Annotated in this window: 17 protein-coding genes and 1 tRNA gene; 5 read left to right on the top strand and 13 right to left on the bottom strand. The window is 53.8% G+C overall.

The window, feature by feature from the left end; translation table 11 throughout:
- Positions 1 to 119 precede the first annotated feature (119 nt).
- Positions 120 to 377 carry a hypothetical protein gene (locus SH287x_RS15620; protein ID WP_479515312.1) on the bottom strand — a complete coding sequence of 86 codons (258 nt, stop codon included), beginning with the start codon at positions 375 to 377 and terminating at the stop codon, positions 120 to 122.
- A gap of 18 nt (positions 378 to 395) precedes the next feature.
- Here SH287x_RS15620 and SH287x_RS15615 point away from each other — a divergent pair, with 18 nt between their 5' ends.
- A complete protein-coding gene (locus tag SH287x_RS15615) occupies positions 396 to 803 on the top strand; it encodes a DUF5684 domain-containing protein (protein ID WP_479515311.1) in 408 nt (135 codons plus the stop codon).
- Between the two features lie 189 nt (positions 804 to 992).
- On the opposite strand, the gene SH287x_RS15610 is transcribed toward SH287x_RS15615, so the two are convergent.
- Positions 993 to 1,066 (bottom strand) — tRNA-Met (locus SH287x_RS15610).
- Between the two features lie 359 nt (positions 1,067 to 1,425).
- On the opposite strand from SH287x_RS15610, the gene SH287x_RS15605 reads away from it, so the two are divergent.
- On the top strand, positions 1,426 to 2,400 hold the full coding sequence (locus SH287x_RS15605) for a gamma-glutamylcyclotransferase (RefSeq protein WP_479515310.1): 975 nt from the start codon (positions 1,426 to 1,428) through the stop codon (positions 2,398 to 2,400).
- Between the two features lie 430 nt (positions 2,401 to 2,830).
- On the opposite strand, the gene SH287x_RS15600 is transcribed toward SH287x_RS15605, so the two are convergent.
- The gene (locus SH287x_RS15600; RefSeq protein ID WP_479514981.1) at positions 2,831 to 4,258 is read right to left on the bottom strand and encodes an IS1380 family transposase; all 1,428 of its coding nucleotides are present in this window, start codon (positions 4,256 to 4,258) and stop codon (positions 2,831 to 2,833) included.
- 73 nt (positions 4,259 to 4,331) lie between these two features.
- On the opposite strand from SH287x_RS15600, the gene SH287x_RS15595 reads away from it, so the two are divergent.
- The 3 genes from SH287x_RS15595 (at position 4,332) to SH287x_RS15585 (ending at position 6,791) form a co-directional block, all read left to right on the top strand.
- Complete coding sequence (locus tag SH287x_RS15595; RefSeq protein WP_479515309.1) at positions 4,332 to 4,547, top strand: hypothetical protein; 216 nt, start codon at positions 4,332 to 4,334, stop codon at positions 4,545 to 4,547.
- Positions 4,548 to 4,948: 401 nt separating this feature from the next.
- A complete protein-coding gene (locus SH287x_RS15590; protein ID WP_479515308.1) occupies positions 4,949 to 6,052 on the top strand; it encodes a DUF1559 domain-containing protein in 1,104 nt (367 codons plus the stop codon).
- Between the two features lie 322 nt (positions 6,053 to 6,374).
- On the top strand, positions 6,375 to 6,791 hold the full coding sequence (locus tag SH287x_RS15585) for a carboxypeptidase-like regulatory domain-containing protein (protein WP_479515306.1): 417 nt from the start codon (positions 6,375 to 6,377) through the stop codon (positions 6,789 to 6,791).
- 201 nt (positions 6,792 to 6,992) lie between these two features.
- On the opposite strand, the gene SH287x_RS15580 is transcribed toward SH287x_RS15585, so the two are convergent.
- The 10 genes from SH287x_RS15580 to SH287x_RS15535 form a co-directional block, all read right to left on the bottom strand.
- Positions 6,993 to 7,505: an ExbD/TolR family protein gene (locus SH287x_RS15580; protein WP_479515305.1), complete on the bottom strand. Its 513-nt coding sequence runs from the start codon at positions 7,503 to 7,505 to the stop codon at positions 6,993 to 6,995.
- The gene (locus SH287x_RS15575) at positions 7,502 to 8,020 is read right to left on the bottom strand and encodes an ExbD/TolR family protein (RefSeq protein WP_479515303.1); all 519 of its coding nucleotides are present in this window, start codon (positions 8,018 to 8,020) and stop codon (positions 7,502 to 7,504) included. The genes SH287x_RS15580 and SH287x_RS15575 overlap by 4 nt, the downstream gene beginning before the upstream one ends.
- Positions 8,021 to 8,135: 115 nt before the next feature.
- Positions 8,136 to 8,927, bottom strand: a complete 792-nt coding sequence (locus SH287x_RS15570) for a MotA/TolQ/ExbB proton channel family protein (protein ID WP_479515301.1) — start codon at positions 8,925 to 8,927, stop codon at positions 8,136 to 8,138.
- A gap of 296 nt (positions 8,928 to 9,223) precedes the next feature.
- On the bottom strand, positions 9,224 to 9,637 hold the full coding sequence (locus tag SH287x_RS15565; protein WP_479515299.1) for a 4a-hydroxytetrahydrobiopterin dehydratase: 414 nt from the start codon (positions 9,635 to 9,637) through the stop codon (positions 9,224 to 9,226).
- Positions 9,638 to 9,806: 169 nt separating this feature from the next.
- Positions 9,807 to 10,931, bottom strand: a complete 1,125-nt coding sequence (locus tag SH287x_RS15560; RefSeq protein ID WP_479518714.1) for a pyridoxal phosphate-dependent aminotransferase — start codon at positions 10,929 to 10,931, stop codon at positions 9,807 to 9,809.
- 59 nt (positions 10,932 to 10,990) lie between these two features.
- Complete coding sequence (locus tag SH287x_RS15555) at positions 10,991 to 12,343, bottom strand: DUF420 domain-containing protein (RefSeq protein ID WP_479515297.1); 1,353 nt, start codon at positions 12,341 to 12,343, stop codon at positions 10,991 to 10,993.
- A 59-nt stretch (positions 12,344 to 12,402) separates the two neighbouring features.
- Positions 12,403 to 13,233 (bottom strand): ABC transporter permease, encoded by an 831-nt coding sequence (locus tag SH287x_RS15550; RefSeq protein ID WP_479515295.1) that lies wholly within the window; start codon positions 13,231 to 13,233, stop codon positions 12,403 to 12,405.
- Between the two features lie 104 nt (positions 13,234 to 13,337).
- Positions 13,338 to 14,588, bottom strand: a complete 1,251-nt coding sequence (locus SH287x_RS15545) for a CinA family nicotinamide mononucleotide deamidase-related protein (protein WP_479515294.1) — start codon at positions 14,586 to 14,588, stop codon at positions 13,338 to 13,340.
- 27 nt (positions 14,589 to 14,615) lie between these two features.
- Positions 14,616 to 15,950 carry a hemolysin family protein gene (locus tag SH287x_RS15540; RefSeq protein ID WP_479515293.1) on the bottom strand — a complete coding sequence of 445 codons (1,335 nt, stop codon included), beginning with the start codon at positions 15,948 to 15,950 and terminating at the stop codon, positions 14,616 to 14,618.
- Between the two features lie 158 nt (positions 15,951 to 16,108).
- Positions 16,109 to 16,528 carry a SufE family protein gene (locus SH287x_RS15535; RefSeq protein WP_479515291.1) on the bottom strand — a complete coding sequence of 140 codons (420 nt, stop codon included), beginning with the start codon at positions 16,526 to 16,528 and terminating at the stop codon, positions 16,109 to 16,111.
- Positions 16,529 to 16,784 lie beyond the last annotated feature (256 nt).

The raw sequence follows: 16,784 nt of genomic DNA, 5'->3' as shown, positions 1-16,784 counted from the left end.
GATTGTGACGCTTTGCCCTGATGTCGTTTTCGGTTCCATCGCTTTCTACTACGGCGACGACCTGCGTCAGGAAGCTGACACGATCGACGAATCTGTACATTATGGAACCACATTAAGCACTATTGAGAATGCTTGAGAGTCATTGCAATTGCCAGAAAAAAGTAGGCATTCATCAAATATTTGATGTTGACAAATGGCCACAAATCCTCCGCTTCGATTTCATCTTCCGGATGATCAAAGCCCACCGGGCGGATGTTGCCGGGCTGACGAAATTTAGCGAAACCGAGGAGCAAATTTTCATGCTGCACAAAGGGGTTTGACCAAAAAGAGTTTGGTGAGTAGCTTGCCGCGATAGATGCAGGAAATTTGTTCACCACGCATGAAAGGGCTGAAGCATGTTTGATCTGAATTTCGCTTTGTTGGCACAAAACGACGCGGGGGGGCAAGAAGCCGCGGCGGCAGTTGGAATGGTCTTTTCGCTGGTTTACCTGGTCATTCTCGTCTTAATGATTATTGGCCTCTGGAAGGTCTTCGTTAAAGCGGGCAAGCCCGGTTGGGCAGCGATTATTCCGATCTATAACGGGATCGTGCTACTGGAAATTGTGGGGCGCCCCATTTGGTGGATACTGCTGATGCTCATCCCATGCGTGAACATCATTTTCAGCGTGATTGTCTGTATTGATCTTGCAAAAGCCTTTGGAAAAGACGTGGCGTGGGCGATTGGAATCATTCTCCTGCCATTCGTCTTCATCCCGCTGCTGGGCTTTGGTGATGCGAAATATGTCGGGCCAGTTGCCCGCTAAATCGCTCGAGTTATTTACCTGATCGATCCCGTCCAAAAAAACAGCCAGCTGATGATCGACTGATCGTCAGCTGGCTGTTTTTGTCAGGCCCAATGGTTGTTGCAGCAGAACCAGGGATTGTCGCAGAAAACCCCGTCAGTGCGCACACTCAAGATAAGAGGCAACGTCACTCATACCGGGATAGAACAATGGCGATGGAGGGACTCGAACCCACGACACACGGCTTATGAAGCCGCTGCTCTAACCGACTGAGCTACATCGCCAAACGCACTTCAGGAGCAGCGAAAACGATCAAGAAAATCCTCTTCCGCCCTGAGTTGTCAGTGAGAATGGTATTCCAAGTGCCCTACGCCTCGCAAGGCAGCCAAGGGTGACTCATGCTGATCCAGAAATTGTTTCTCAACTCAAGATGTTACAATGACTTAGGATTCGTAAGCTGAGAAAATTGATGTCAGTAAATGCTTTTCCTCTCTCCGGACAATGACAAACAGCCTGCGGTTCACCTGAGGGACTGCTGAAAAACTGGTAAGTTGCCGCACCATCTGGCGGCGCTCAAGTGAGACCGGCTTAAGTGTTCTGGACATGGATCTCGAAATGAATTCAGAGGAGTGAATGAGGACTGATGATGGCTCCCCTTTACTTTGCCTATGGTTCAAACCTCAATCTTGCGGATCTGGCAATCTGGTCGCATGAGCAACAGCGACCGCTTGGCCAGATGAGACCGGTGGGGAGAGCCTGGCTTCCTGATCATCGGCTGGCCTTCAGCATACACTCTTCTCGTCGACAAGGAGGTGTGCTTGATATCCAGCCGCTGGTGGGAAGCGTCGTTCCCGGCATGCTCTATGAAATGGATCACGTTGCGTGGGAAGCGATTGACCGCAAAGAAGGGGTGAATACTTCGGGAACTGGCCTGTACGAGCGGTTCCCTGTGACCGTCATTGACGAGGCCGGTTTGTTACAGACGGTGGAAACTTATGGAGCCAATCCGCTCCATCGGAAACTTTTTGTTAAGCCGCATGCCTCTTACGTTGATGTGGTGCTGAAAGGTTATGACGACTTCTGTTTGAATGATGTATTCTCTCAAGGAATATGGACTGAGCGACTGCGCCGTGTGGCGGAAACCGGGGAGCCGATGAGTCATGTGGCTGACCTGTTCATCTATGGCACCTTGATGGCGGGAGAATGCCGGCGATGTTTTCTGGATGAGGTCGGCTGTCTTTCTGTTGGTAATGGACAGGTTCGCGGTCAACTGGTCAATCTGGGGACGTTTCCTGCTCTCAAGCTGCCGGCGATGAATTCGGAAAACGCGCTGAACTCAGGTGTTGTTCCCGGTGAGATGGTGCAGATTCTTCACCCGGAAAAGGCGTGGCCGGTGCTTGATGCAGTCGAAGATTTTCCAGGCTATGACGCCGTTCGTAATGGCCAGCGGGCGATGTATCACCGCACGCTGGTTTTCGTCGATCTGCCGGTGGCAAGCCCGGAAGATCCTTCAACGAGCCGCCGTCTGGCCTGGACTTATGCCTTGGCTGATGAATCGTTGAAATCAACTCCCATTTCTTCCAATTCCTGGCGAGAGCACACCGGGTCGTCTGTTTGAAAACACCATTCCTCTCGTGGGTGTGGGCCGCCAGCCGGATGAGGTCAAGCCTCATTTCGTGGAGAAATAAGGGCACCACAAGTTCTGGTCAACAAGTCTTTCCTGCGGAGTTGTCACGGGGCGAGTTGAAAGAACAAGCTCCTTGATGACCGCTCAGAGGAAGAGACTCATGGCAAATCACTCCCTAACCCGGATATCTCACCAGGGCGTGGGGGTGGTGTTTTTTTGCTGGTTGGTAATCGGTTGGAGGGCTGGTGGGGGCCGATCGTTGGGGATTTCGTGATCGCGGAGCGGAATTGCAACGGATTTCCGGCGGGTTCATGGTTTTTTACTCTGCTCAGCGCAGAACTTCTCCCCGCTCTTCGCTGTCGAAACAGGTCTTCGACCGAAGAGGACTTGGCAAACTCCCGATTTCTGAGCCATAGGCTGGTTACACTCGCAGAGGTGTCCGTTCCTGACGCCGGAGGTTGCCAAGGATCTCTCGGAACAGCGCCTGATACGGATACGCCTGCGACAACGACAGCACCACCCGTCGCACACTCACGCTGATGCGTCCACCGATCTTGAGCAGCCTGGCCCGAATCGTGTTGACTTGAGCTGTCGCCAGCGACGTGCCTTTCAGGCCGAACTCCTTGAGCGCTTTATGCAGTACATACGCCATGGTCGAGAACAGCACCCGCAACTGATTACTGCGCATGGCGTGGGTACTCGTGCGGTCGGCGAACAGGAACAACTGCTGTTCTTTAATCCGGTTCTCCATCTCGCCGCGAGCACAATACAGATCCTCGTATAGCGGCCGGGCAGCCATGCGTCTTTCCGGCAGACTCGTCACCACGAACCGGGGGTTGCTCCCTTTCGATAAGTGCTCAGCCTTGCCCACCACCCGGCGGGCCTGCGACCAGCTTTTCCGGGTGCGATACTCAAAGTCTTTGAACACCCGGGAAGAGGCCTGAGTCTGCTCGAACAGAGCTTGCGCCTCGTGCAATTCTTTCCCGATGATGTTCAGCAATCTCTTGTTCTTGGCCAGGCCGAAGACATAATCCACGCGGTTTTGTTCACACCAGTGCAGGATCGCTTCGCGACAGAAGCCGCTGTCGCCACGCACAATGATCCGCACCTGAGGCCAGGCAGCACGCAGCTTGGGAACGATCTTCGCCAAGACCTCCACGGTGCCCGCACAGGCGTCGATATTCGAGGGTTTGAGTAAGGCCAGGAGCGGCCAGCCATCACAAAAACAGTACAGCGGCAGGTAGCAATAATTCTGGTAGTACCCGTGAAAGAACTTGCCAAGCTGATCGCCGTGAATGGGGTTGTCTGTGGCGTCGAAGTCGAGAATCAGTTCTGGCGGTACGCACAGTTTGGCCTTCATCCGAATGAAGATATCGACCAGCGTTTCCTGCAACTGGTCGATGCTGGCGACAATCTTCTTGTAGCGACTTTTCGCACTGGCTCCGGGCGGTGTGAGTTCCAGCCGGTTGAGCGTGCTCTTGCCCGCCAGCGGCTTGCCGTGATCTTGTGGATGGAGGCGATTGTGGCCAGTGATATCCTTTCGTCCACAGAGCAGCGCCAGGAGAGGATCATGGCGAAGTTGTTCGTGATCGTTGAGGTCTTCATACCCCAAAGCCAGCCCCATCACCCGCTGGAGCAGGAGTTCTTCCACGGTGAATTCAATGAGTTCTTCATCGCGATGATCGGTGAAACACCCGGCCAACTGGCGGACGATGCCGAACCGCTCTTCGACTTCGCGGAGTAAGAGCCCCCCGGCATCGGAAGTGATCTTCCCGCCGTCAAAATCAGCGACCACTTCCCGGCGATCGTGGTGCTGAAAGAGCAGCTGCTGCGTGTTACACTCTGTCATGACGAGACGTCCTTGTGCTGGCGTGGTGAGTTGTGTGGTAACAACACTTTACGCAAATCCAGGCGTCTCGTTTATGCTGCGCTGTGAGAAATCCGGGCTAAAACCACCGGTGGAACCAGAGACTGGCAAGTTCCTTGAATCATTGGCCGGTGAGTCGCCTCTTCATTCTTTACCCGATGATAGCGCCCCTGTTGTGCTCACTGATCTTCAGGCAAAGCCGATTGATCTTCTCAAAGCGGTGATCGCGGAGGCATCGATGGCAGAACTTCTATCGAACTGCAATTGCTAAATTCAGGGTTATAAGCCGCTTCGCACGGGTGTCGCGGGAACAAGTCCCCTGGTTGATTGCCTGCCACATTTCGCCCACACGCGTAATTCAAATCGCCGAAAAACCGAGCATGCCTGTGCAATTATTGTGCGTTGTATTGGCAGGAAAAATTATTGAGTTGGTTGGATTTCGGAGAGAGACCCCTGAGGTGATTCGTGCTTATGGTTATGTGTGTGTTGTTTTTTGCACAAATCTGTAAATGTGAATATCGACGCAATGATATATTAGTAAATAAGATACGGCAATATGATTGAAAAATCGGTTATTTTTTATTGTGCATTCAAAAACAAAATGGCATGCTCCTTGCTTGGAAGTGTCTTCCGAATCCCTTTTTTCTCCTTTTGTTTTCGTGGAGTGCCTGTATGTTTTTATCTGCTCGTTCACTGCGTCGAGGATTTACCCTGATCGAATTACTGGTTGTTATTGCGATCATTGCGATTTTGATTGCGCTGCTCCTTCCGGCCGTGCAGCAGGCTCGAGAAGCCGCTCGCCGTACCCAATGCCGCAATAACCTCAAACAACTGGGTCTGGCAATTCACAACTACGCTGATGTTCACGGCTGTTTTCCTTCAAACTTGCGTAAAAATAGCCAGAACTATTCCCAGCGGTCATGGCTTTGTGCTCTGTTGCCTCAGGTAGACCAGGCGGCTGCCTACAACTCCCTCACATTTGCGGGAACAGATTTCGATAATCGCTCGGACGGGGGGCCTAACCTCAACTGGTCGATCACTTCCCGGCTTCGCGTTCCCGGCATAAATTGCCCGAGTAGCCCTTTGCCGATCACTTACAACGCCACTCCCAGCGCCGGAACCACGACTGCCGGTGCGACAGGGCCGTATCCGTTTCAGGTTGCTGACTATGCCGGAATTTCCGGGGCATTCTATGTTCCCGGGACAACGACCCTCACTTCGCCTGCCGTTGAAGGGAACGGCATCAAAAATGATTCCGGGATCATCACGCATGTGGTGAATGCCACAACTTATTGGACAGGTGCTCGTGGAGCAGTGCGATTTTCTGATGTGACCGATGGTATGTCGAACACCGTCATGGTGGGGGAAGTCTCCAACTTCTTACGTTCGGCGGCCGGTGATCAGTGGGATGTCCGGCCCAGTATTCAAGCTGTCGGGTTTGCCTATAACTCATCCTGCGGTTATGGAGCGACAACTGGCGTCTACAGTGGCGGCATGATGTCCTCTGGTCGTTTTTCTGGCACGGCCAATAACAGCGACGAGGTCACTCACAATCTGGTGATTCCACGAGTGCCCATCAATGACACGATCAACACCAACTGGTGGCAGTGTCTCTCCATCGTCAATAATGGTGCCCTGCGTTCAGCCCACACGGGTGGTGCCCATGTTCTTCTGGGGGATGGCGGTGTGCGGTTTCTCTCGCAAAACATCGATTTCAACCGAACTTTCATGGCTCTGATGGGCAAGAGCGACGCCGCTGTTGTCGGCGAGTTCTAATGCCGTGTCACGGCTTTGTCTTCGGGTTGATGTCGCCGCAACGTCCTCCGTTGTCGGACTTAACAATCTGTTCAACTCCGCTTTTAAGCTTTGATAATGCACTCGTGGAGCTTCAATCCTGATTTTTACAGGTTGAACAAATGCCACGAGCAGGCCAACGAGCCTGCGGTCAAGCCCAACAACCTGTCAGAACAGAGTGTCGCATCACCAGAAACAACGGTGATCCTTTTCAATTGGCAGCTCCTGATGCCTTCTTCGGCGTCGGGAGCTTTTTGTTCGACCTCGCGTTTATCTCATACATGGATTCAATTCGGAACAGATCATGTCCTCTTCAGTCCTTAGTTTCCGCCATTTCTTTGATGTCACTCTCATTATGGGAGCGATGATGATTACCGGGTGTGGCGGCGGAAGCAAGATGCCACCACTCGCACCAGTAACCGGTGTGGTTTCAAAGAATAATAAGCCTATCGCGGGAGCGGTTGTTTCGTTCTTGCCCATGGCCGGTGGACGCCCTTCATCAGCCACGACTCAGGCCGATGGCAGCTTCTCTCTGCTATATCTCGCAAATACATCCGGAGCCGTACTTGGCCTACATACGGTGACCATCGAACTGCCTCCTCCCCCTGTTTCTGATCGGCCCAATGCGGCTCCGTCCGTTCCCAGCCCTCCCGTCACCTGGCCGGAAAAAGTGGAAGTTCAATCAGGTGAGAACACTTTTCAGTTCACCCTGACGAAGTGAAAGACGTCGTTCTGCGCTTTGCCTCGTGCATCTGACACAATGGCCTGACGAGAGAAGCCTCCTGTATCACTCGGCAGTCTTGGCAAAAGTGGCTCAAAACTGGCGATTCGATGCCGTGGAGATGAGTTTTGTTCGTGACCTGTGTTATGCGCACGCGGCACCGGGCTGTGTGAACTCGACCGGGTCGTCGAGAAGTCGAACTTAGTGGGGGTTTCGCTCCACGAAGCCAATTTCTTGAAGTGGTTTCCCGGAACCCAGTTTTTGCCGGGAGACAACTTCTACCACCTGCATCAGGTCGCCGTAGTGAAGCGTGCGATCAGAAGCAATTTGTACTTGATGGAAAGGGGAATCCTCGTTTCCGAAAATTTCATGGAGCCGTTCTTTGAGCAAGGCGGCATTCTGAGCATTCCATCGTCCCATAAAGACCGGCTGGTCTTCCAGAGTGACCCCGGCAAGCTGGCCCTCTGCGTCAGCCAATAAACCAAGATGGACGGCCTGGAGGTTTTCCAGTGCTTCTTCGGGATCGGCCACGTTTGTCAGGTTTTCTGGCCTGGTTTGTGCCACAGGCGGTGGCAAGCGAAGAGCAAACTGCCCTTCAATCGGTGTCGGTGCGAACGTCAGAATGAAGAAAGCCAGAAGCTGGAAGGCCATGTCGAGCATGGCGGCCATATTCAGCTCGACATTTCCATGGGAAAAGCGATTGCGGTGCCTCATGGGTGGAGTTTCCCGAGAGGCTGGTTGGAATCTAGAGCCGCAGGCTGAACTTGGGGGGCGGGGGCAGGCAAGGCGGAGGCCGTTGCGCTGAAGGCCAGATCCTGAAATCCGTTTTCCCGACAGAGTGTCATCAGGTCGTTAATTTGAAAAAATGGGACATCGCGATCTGCCCGCAGGATGACGGGCGAACGAGCAGCCGGCTGTCCCGGCTTAACCGATTGATCCCTCTTCTGCGCGAGTGAAGGGAAGAATTCGGCGGGGTCGACGATCTCGCCGTAAACCTGGACGGTTCCGTCGTCTCGCAGGTTCAGGACGATGGGTTCAACACCCTTTTTCCATTCAATTGGCCTGGCAGAACCAAGAACCGGGAGCTTCAGGCTCATGTCCAGCGCAGCTCCTTTGAAGTTGATTACCAGCATAAAAAAGGTAATCAACTGGAAGACAAGATCCAGCAACGGAGTCAGATTGGGTTCCAGTTGTCCCTCGGAACCATGGGAGTGTCGCTGGATCGGCATGGAATAGGTCTTCTGGAGAACTCCGGTCAATCGTTGGCAATGCCGTTCTGAAAAGCCATGCTTTGAGGCTTAAAACAATCAAGATCGTGAGGCGGTAGAGAGGGGCGGAGTTTGCTCAGGCCGAGTTTTTTGCTGCCAGATAAACACGTTTGACGATATCGTCAGCCGTATTTTGAACGGCCATTGTCAGGTTAGCGACGCGGTTTCGGAAGAAGGCAAAGAAGTAGATTGCGGGAACGGAAAGAGCGACTCCTTCAAAGGTCAGAATGAGCGCTTCTGAAATCCCGCCAGCCACCTGACTGGCCTTCATTTGTTGGTCAGACAAAGCAATCACGCTGAAGCTGGAAATCATCCCTTTCAGAGTTCCCAGGAGACCGATCATTGGCCCCAGTGACCCGATGACCGCCAGCATGCTGATTTTGGTTTCCAGGTTTACGGCTAACGTATCGGCCCCACGATCCACCGCTTCCCGGGCTTCGGCAATCCCGATCGATAAGCCGGAGAAGGCCGTTGCCAGCACTCGGCCAATTTCCGACTCTTCCGCTTTTGCGGCAATGAGCAGTGCCGAGAATTCACGATTGGCAATGTGCTGATTGCACTTCGCCAGAAAAGCGGGAGAAATCATCACTGACTCGCGAAGTTCCAGAAAGCACTGGGTGATTTTGGCAACGAAATAAAGCGAGATCACCAGCAGAGCAAAGCCGATCCAGCCAGATGTTTCAATGATCCACCAGAAGGCTGATCGGGGTGCTGACTCGGGGTCGGCTGTGGGAGGATCGGTTGCTTGAACGACCGGCTGCGCCGCATCCTGCGCCATCGCAAAATCAGTACGAACCACCACACAGAGAACCAGCAGCAGCGCACACGCTGCATAGCTCTTGAGAGTGAGTGGAAAATAAGAACGCATCGGAGCACACCTTTCCGAATTGTCTCATCCGGCTCAGGGAATCAATATCGTCAGGATTTTTTGAGTCATGATCAATGAGTTTCCCGGCTTGAGGAATCAGTGATCTTTCCTGAGAACTATGAATCCAAACAGAATTTCCCACAACCCGAGTTCTTTGCCCCAGGTTTTCTCTTCAAGCTTTTTTGAATCGAGGGATGCCGCTGGTGGTGTGTGGAGGGGCTTTATTCACCCGATGGTTTTACCCCTCATACTGCCGGGATGCAGAACTGCGAGAGGATGATTCTTCGTCGCGAGTTTCAGGCTTTATCCATCAACTGATCGATTTTCGTGGCCAGGATGAAATCGTTTTCAGAGAGACCACCAATGGCGTGCGTCCAGATTTCAACCGTCACATCCCGGTAGTTGGTCAGATGAAAATCGGGATGATGACCTTCTTCCTCTGCCAGCGACGTGATCTGCTGCAATTGTTCCATGGCTTGCACAAAATTTTTGGCACGCCATGACCGACGAATCTGTAAGCCGGTGGGAACTAATTCCCAATGAGGTGTTGCTGCCAGACCAGTCGCAATCTCCGCTTGAGTCAACAGGGGCACGCCTCCTTCACAGGGGACACATTTTTTGGCTCGAAGCGTTTGGCCGGTCATGTGGCATGAATCGTCGGTGGACGTCTGAGATAATGTGGATGACGATGCTGGTGGTGTCTTGGTCATGATTGTCGCTCCCGGCGGGTTCGATTCAGGCTTGCTGAAAGTGGCGGTCTCATACAAGAGATCCCTTTCATCAAGCCATGGCTTTCCCCTTACAGGATACCAACGCCAAAGCGGAAATCGGCACAAAAACAGCCTGTCATCTCACACGAGATAAAACGCCCAGATGCGATTACGTGCTCGCTGGCGGATTTTTGGCGAGGCGCAGCAGAACTTCCACGCCTCGTTCGAGGGTTTTGTCATCCGTGGCAAAAGAAATCCGGAAGTGGGTGTCGCGCTGGCTGAAGACATTGCCGGGAATGATGAGCAGTTCATTTTGAATGGCTTCTGCAACGAACGTGGTGCCTGTTCCCCAGGGGGCTTTAACAAAGAGATAAAATGCTCCTTGAGCACTATGGATTTCAAAGTAGGGACTCAACTCCTTCAGCATGTAATCCCGTTTGCGTTTGTAATCCGCCACACGATCAAAAACGTCGGTCGTCCAGGCTTCAACGCCCGCCCATTGCACCGGTTGCGGCGCACAGACAAACGTAAACTGCTGGAGCTTGATCATCTGTTGAATAATGGCCTTTGGCCCATGTGCAAACCCCAGACGCAAGCCCGTCATTGAATGAGACTTGCTGAAACCATCAATCACTATGGTGTCCGGGTTCCATTTCGCCGGGCTGACGAAAGGTTCGTCGTATTGAAAGGCGCGATAAATTTCGTCACTGAGCAGGGCAATATTGTGGCGGGCCGCCAGTTTGGCCAACCCTTCCAATTCTGCAGCGCTGGCAACGGCTCCTGTGGGGTTTCCCGGCGAATTGCAGATAATCACTTTGGTTTGAGGAGTAATTGCCGCTTCGACTTTATTCAGGTCGATACGGAAGTCCGGGTAGGTATCGATCAATTTCGCGACACCACCGCAGAGCGTGACGATGTGCTTATACATCACGAAGTAAGGGTCAAAGATCAGGACTTCTTCGCCCGGATTGACCAGCGTCATCAGTGTCAGCATCAGGCCGCCGCTGGTGCCGCTGGTGACGAAAACTTCCCGGTTCGCATCCTGATATTCCTGCTGAATGCTGGCGTTGAGAACCTCCAGCAAAGGTTTGATCCCCTGCGATTGGCTATAGACATTCCGTCCGGCATCGACAGCCGCCTTGAGAGCCGTCTTTACGCTTTCGTGAGTATCAAAATGAGGTTGACCAATACTCAGATTGATCGGATTTTTCATGGTCGCTGCGAGATCAAATACCTTACGAATGCCCGAGGCATCAATTTGGCGCAGGCGGTCGGAAATCCACTGTTCGCTCATCATAGAACTTTAATTTGTGGGATGAAAATGGAGATAAAAAAACAGACGGGCATCGGCCTTCAGGCCACGGGGGCGCCTGGGAACAGATGATAAAGCATGAAGTAGATCACCACGCCTGTCACACTGACATAGAGCCAGATGGGAAAGGTGATGACTGCGATCTGACGATGTTTTTCCCACTGACCGCGCAGTCCCCGGCTGATGGTAATAATTGCCAGTACCGGCACAAGGGCTGCCAGCGCGACGTGCGTGACCAGAATGGCAAAATAGATCGGACGGATCAGCCCCACACCCTGGAACTTACGACCGCTGGAACCAGTGTAGGTATGTAGCCCCCAGTGGTAAGCCAGATAGCAGACCAGGAAGAAAATGGAAGTCATGAAGGCGGAAAGCATCACCTGCCGATGAGCCTCACGGTGGCCCATTTTAATCAACAGATAGCCCACGATCAGCATTAATGTCGCCAGTCCGTTCAGAGCGGCATTGATTGCTGGCAGCGTGGCGACCCATCGGGGAAGGTTGTCCTCGGGTGTTAACAGAGTGACATTTCGGCCCAGCGGAAGCATTTTCTCTTCGGGAAGTGGCGCAGGCTCAACGCCAGTGGCCAGCGTGATCAGATGCCGCCTTAAGATGGCCATTTCGGCGGGATTGGTCGACGTGTATTTCCCACGGACTTTTCCTTCGGCATCCACCAGCATGACATTGGTTGTATGGACGAACTCATTCCCCAGTTCTCGCTCGGGGCCTTTATCTTCTTCCACCGGCATCAGGAAGCTTCCCATGATCAAGGGGAAAACAGCCTGTTGTGGGCCGGTCAGAAAATGCCAGCGCGACGTATCAGCTCCGAACGTTTTTGCGTATTCACGGAGAACTTCGGGCGTATCGCGTTCGGGATCAATCGAAAGGGAAACCAGATTCACATCATGCTTGGCCACACGATCTGCCAGTTCACGCATGGCCCCTGTGACCATCGGACAAGGGCCGCGACACTGGGTGAAAATGAATGAAATCGCGTAAGGCTTCCCTTTGAGCGTCTCGTTGGTGACCTTGTTGCCGTCCTGATCAATCAGTTCAAACGGAGCCACCCCTTCTTTGGGCCAGATGGTGAATTGGCCCGTGACAGGATCTTTGGGAATCGGCTTCCCATCCTGATCGGTCATCACGTCGTGCGGGGATTTCGCCAGCGCCGACGTATCGATGATAGTGGTTTGTCCGGGTTGAACTTTCAGTAGTGCCCCCGATGACTCCTGCTCCTGAGCCAGCCCTGGCGTTGTCACCATTCCCACGACAACGCCAAGAATCATGCCAACTTTCACGAAATGAACGAACCGACGACGGAGAGTTCGTGATGAGGCTCTGTCATTCAGAGATTTGACATCCAGAGTGACGGTTTGTGAGAAGACAGGTGTCATGGCCGGAACCAGTGGGGATAGAAGTTTGCAGAGAGAAACGAGAGAGGCCCCTGGGGATCTCAGCGAACATTTCGGGCTGACCGCTGGCTGGTTTGCCAGCAGGCAATCACCACGCAGGTCGTTGCAAAGAGTATGGTCACGCTCAGGCAAATTGGCCACGATGGCAAGTCGGTGGCTGTTTCGGGCCTGAGAATCTGGCGAAGGCCTGCGACGCCGTAAGTGAGAGGATTGGCAGCCACAACCCACTGAAGCCAGCCTTCTTTTGCAGGAAAGAACGCTCCGCTGAGCAACCACATGGGCATCAGGAAAATGCTCATGATGGCATGGAAGCCATGGGTGGAGGTCATTTGCCACGCAATCATGTAGCCCAGCCCGGTCAATGCGAACGCCAGAAGTGTCAGAAATCCCAACACCGGGAAAAAGTTCGTCCAGGTCAACCCCATTGAAACGCTTTGCGTCAGGCCAATGGTCGATAAGAGCGGCCCAAAAGTGAGAAAGAGGATCGCCTGCGAAATGGCCAGAATGGATCCCCCGATCAGTTTTCCCAACACAATTGCCAGGCGCGAGACCGGCGCTGCGAGGACACCTTGAAGAAAACCTTCACGCCGGTCTTCAATGATGGAAATGGTGGAGAAGATCGCTGTAAACAGCACGATCATGACCGCGATGCCGGGAAGAAAATATTCCTGGAAGGATTCCCCGCTCGACGACTGAAATGACCCTCGCAAACCGGCTCCAAACAGCACCCAGAACAAGATTGGCTGCACCAGAGCGCCAATCAGCCGCGATCTCTGACGGAGAAATCGCGTTACCTCGCGCTGGGCGAGCGTGATCACGGCGGGCCAGAAAACCGGAGCCGGCGAGGATGTCAGGGGGAACGATGTTGTCATGGAAAAATTATATCACGCGACAACTCACTTCGCTTACCCGGCCATTGTCACAAATTAAGCACGAAACAAAGCGTCATCAACTCTCAACCCTCAGTTCCCAACCTTCACCTGACTCCGAGCATCCGGAGTCGAAGCATGTTCAGAGCCGCTTTCGCCGTCCGGCTTTTTGCAATGGCGGGATCACCAAAGTGCGTGACTTCCTGAAACACCAGATCCCGTTTTGATGCCAACGCAATGAAGGAAGAGGGAACAGCGCGGGTGGGGTCATCAGCCGTAAAGCTGGGCCACTCGGTGACAGCCAGGGCGTAGTCCGATCCAAAGCGAGTCCGGCAACCGCTGGCCATCGCCATGGCAGTCTGAGGACTGATCGCTCCGTAGTGCTGCATCACACGAGGGTCGACATCGAGCATGGCCAGGCGGGCCGCCGTGGTGGGCAGGACATAACCTCCGCCATAGTTGGCTTCAAACCCTTTGACTCCCGTCAGTCGATCGGCGAGCAGTCCACCCGTTCCCGATTCCACCGTCGATAGCGTTTTTCGCTGCTGGCCCAGAAGTCGAATGACCGCGTGTTCCAACTCCTCGTCTTCTTCGCCAAAGACCAGTGTGCCCAACCGGTTGAGAATGATTTCCCGCGTTGTGCTGATCTTCTGATCGCATTCGAGCAGGCTGCTTCCTGTGGCGACGATTCGTAACGTGATGGTCGCTTCATGAACTGTGATTCCCACTTCCGGATCACGACCACGGGCTGTCAGATCGCCGAGAAGTTGCTCAGCGGCCGATTCCCCTACACCAAAACAGTTAATCCGTGCCCGGCGGATGACATTCACGCCCGTTTCCAGTCGTGGCACCACCTGCTCGCGAAACATCGGTTTCATTTCGCTGGGAACACCGGGAAGTGCCGCGATGCGACATGGTGGCCGGCCCTCGCGAGGAATTTCCATCCAGAAGCCGGGAGCTGTTCCGCGCGTGTTGGGAATCGGCTCGGCCCCTTGGGGGAACTGGGCCTGAATGACATTCCGTTCGGGCATGACACGCTGCCGGCGTGTGAACATCGCCTGGATCTGCGACAGCGAATGAGGATCAAGCACCAGCGGGACTCTGGCAAAGCGGGCCACCGCCTCACGGGTCAGGTCATCCAAAGTCGGCCCCAGGCCGCCACTGATGATCACGACATCAGCGCGAGCGACAGCCGCATTCAATGCTGCCACCATCCAGTCCAGCTCATCGGCGACTGTGGTGTGGAACAGCACCGGAATGCCCATGTCAGCCAGGGCAAGGCTCAGCCATTGGCTGTTGGTATCAAGCTTGGCCCCTGTGGTCAGTTCAGACCCGACAGCCAGAATTTCGGCGTTCATAAACAGTTTTCAAAAAAATGAGGCAGGTCAGGCGTCATTTCCATCCGGGCGTGGCGTCTCTGGAGGAGCAGCATCATGAGAGATCTGACTGATCAGCAGTCGATCAACACGAGGCCCATCCATATCGACGATTTCAAATCGTAACTGACTCCACACCACGGTATCGGCAATCTTGGGAGGACGCTTCAGTAGCGCCACAACAAGCCCGGAGACAGTCGCAATCCCGCGCGGAGGAGGCTCACTCCATTTCACAATGTCAAGAACTTCCTGCAACTCATGCAGGTTAAGTGAGGCGTCAGCCAGCAGGCTTCCATCGTCTCGTTGCGCAACCCGCTGTTCTTCATCTTGCCGGTGCTCGTCATGGATGGAGCCGACCAGAATTTCCATCACATCTTCTAATGTGACCATCCCTTCGGTGCCGCCATATTCATCAAGCACAATGGCCAGTTGAGTTCGCTCCTGCTGAAAAAGTTCCAGCAGCCGGGAAATTGTGACCGTTTTGGGGATGAAAAGGGGTGCCCTCATGATGCGGCGGATGTCGAGCGTGCGTCCCAGATAATTTTCGAGAAAGACATCCTTGATGTATACAAACCCGACAATCTGATCGATGCCCCCTTCACAGACAGGAACTCTGGAAAAGCCAGACATGGCAATGGCGCCCAGGACTTCTTCTGGAGGTGTATCAACATCAATGGCGTCGATATCGATCCGCGGCCGCAGGATTTCGGCAACCGTTCGTTCACGCATCCGCAGTGCCTGCTGCGCCATCTGCTGTTCGGCTTCCTGCAAAACTCCTGCTTCATGTCCCGCATTGATCAGGTGCTGGATATCTTCCACCGAGACGTTGTCCTGGATCTCACTTTTCTGGCCAAGAATCAGCAGCGCAGACTTTGTGCATAGCCTGAGAACCCAGACAAATGGCTGGGCAATCGTTTGCAGTAACTGCATCGGTATGGCGACCCATCGGGCCATGAACTCGGCGTTCTGCAATGCCACCCGCTTGGGAACCAGTTCGCCCAGAATTAACGAAAAGAAGGCGATTCCAATGGAAATGAGGCCCAGTGAAATGGTGGCGCTGCGTTCCTGAATCCAGCTAATGGGAATCAGATCGACCATGGCCGAGACTTTGGTGATGAAGCTGGCACCACCAAACGCGGCGGCAAAGGTTCCCACGAGAGTAATCCCGACCTGCACGGTGGGGAGAAAGCGGTCAGCATCGGCAGAAAGTTTGAGAGCCGACTTAGCGCCCCGGTCACCTTGTTGAGCAAACTGCTCCAGTCGTCCCCGTTTGGCCGTGAGGATGGCGATTTCCGCGCCTGCAAAAAAACCATTCAGCAGAATCAGCAAGAGGATTAACGCCATCTCGCCGAAGAGTCCCCACTCCACCCTTGTCTCCAAACATGTGAATTAACGGCACTGCCAAGAAGTTCAGCAGTTGCCCCTGCGAACGATTGGTACGCCGGGCATAGCACTATGTCGACAGCTTGTGCCGTTGTCCATGCCCAATTCGGCAGGATCGATTATTCATTGGACTGGGTCGCAAGCGACTGGCGAATTCTGTCCATCAGGCCGCGAACTCCCTGCTGGCGTGTCATTCCCAATGCCGTCGCCAGGTGAAGTTTCGCTAGAAGGTCATCAGGAAGATCAGCCAGATCGTGTACCGGGCGACCATCAAGAGATGTCACGACCAGTGCCACCAACCCTCGCACAATGGGCGACTTTCTGGGAACATCCGCCTCCAGTCGCAATTTCCCCTCTTGAACGTCAGCGAAGAGATAGACGGGGGTCTGGCATTCCTGCACCCGGCACGATTCCGGCAAGGGCGAGGCCTGCCGTTGTGACGACAGAGGGGGCAACGTCTCTGCCAGCTCGACAATCGTTTCCATCCGATCACGGTCATCCAGATCCGCGAGTTCATCTGCCCAGTCATCAAGTGTCATCGCCTTGGCCATCCTCTGTCTCAATTCCATCCTGCGGGAAAATTTAACCCCTGCGTGCCAGTACAGTTTAACTGATGGAGTTCCCATTCGCGGCCAGGCGGCCAATTTCTCGACAAAGAATTGTGATCCTCAGGAGACTCAAATTGAGTATAGACCTGATTCCAGGCAGCCAACGCCCCAAAGGGACAATCCGATCAATTGCACAGCTTCTGGCGATCGTTCGACAAGTCCGGAAAAAAACTCCTTGCGACAGAGC

It is taken from the genome of Planctopirus sp. SH287, from assembly GCF_056500625.1.
This window is presented reverse-complemented; position numbering and strand designations above follow the sequence as displayed.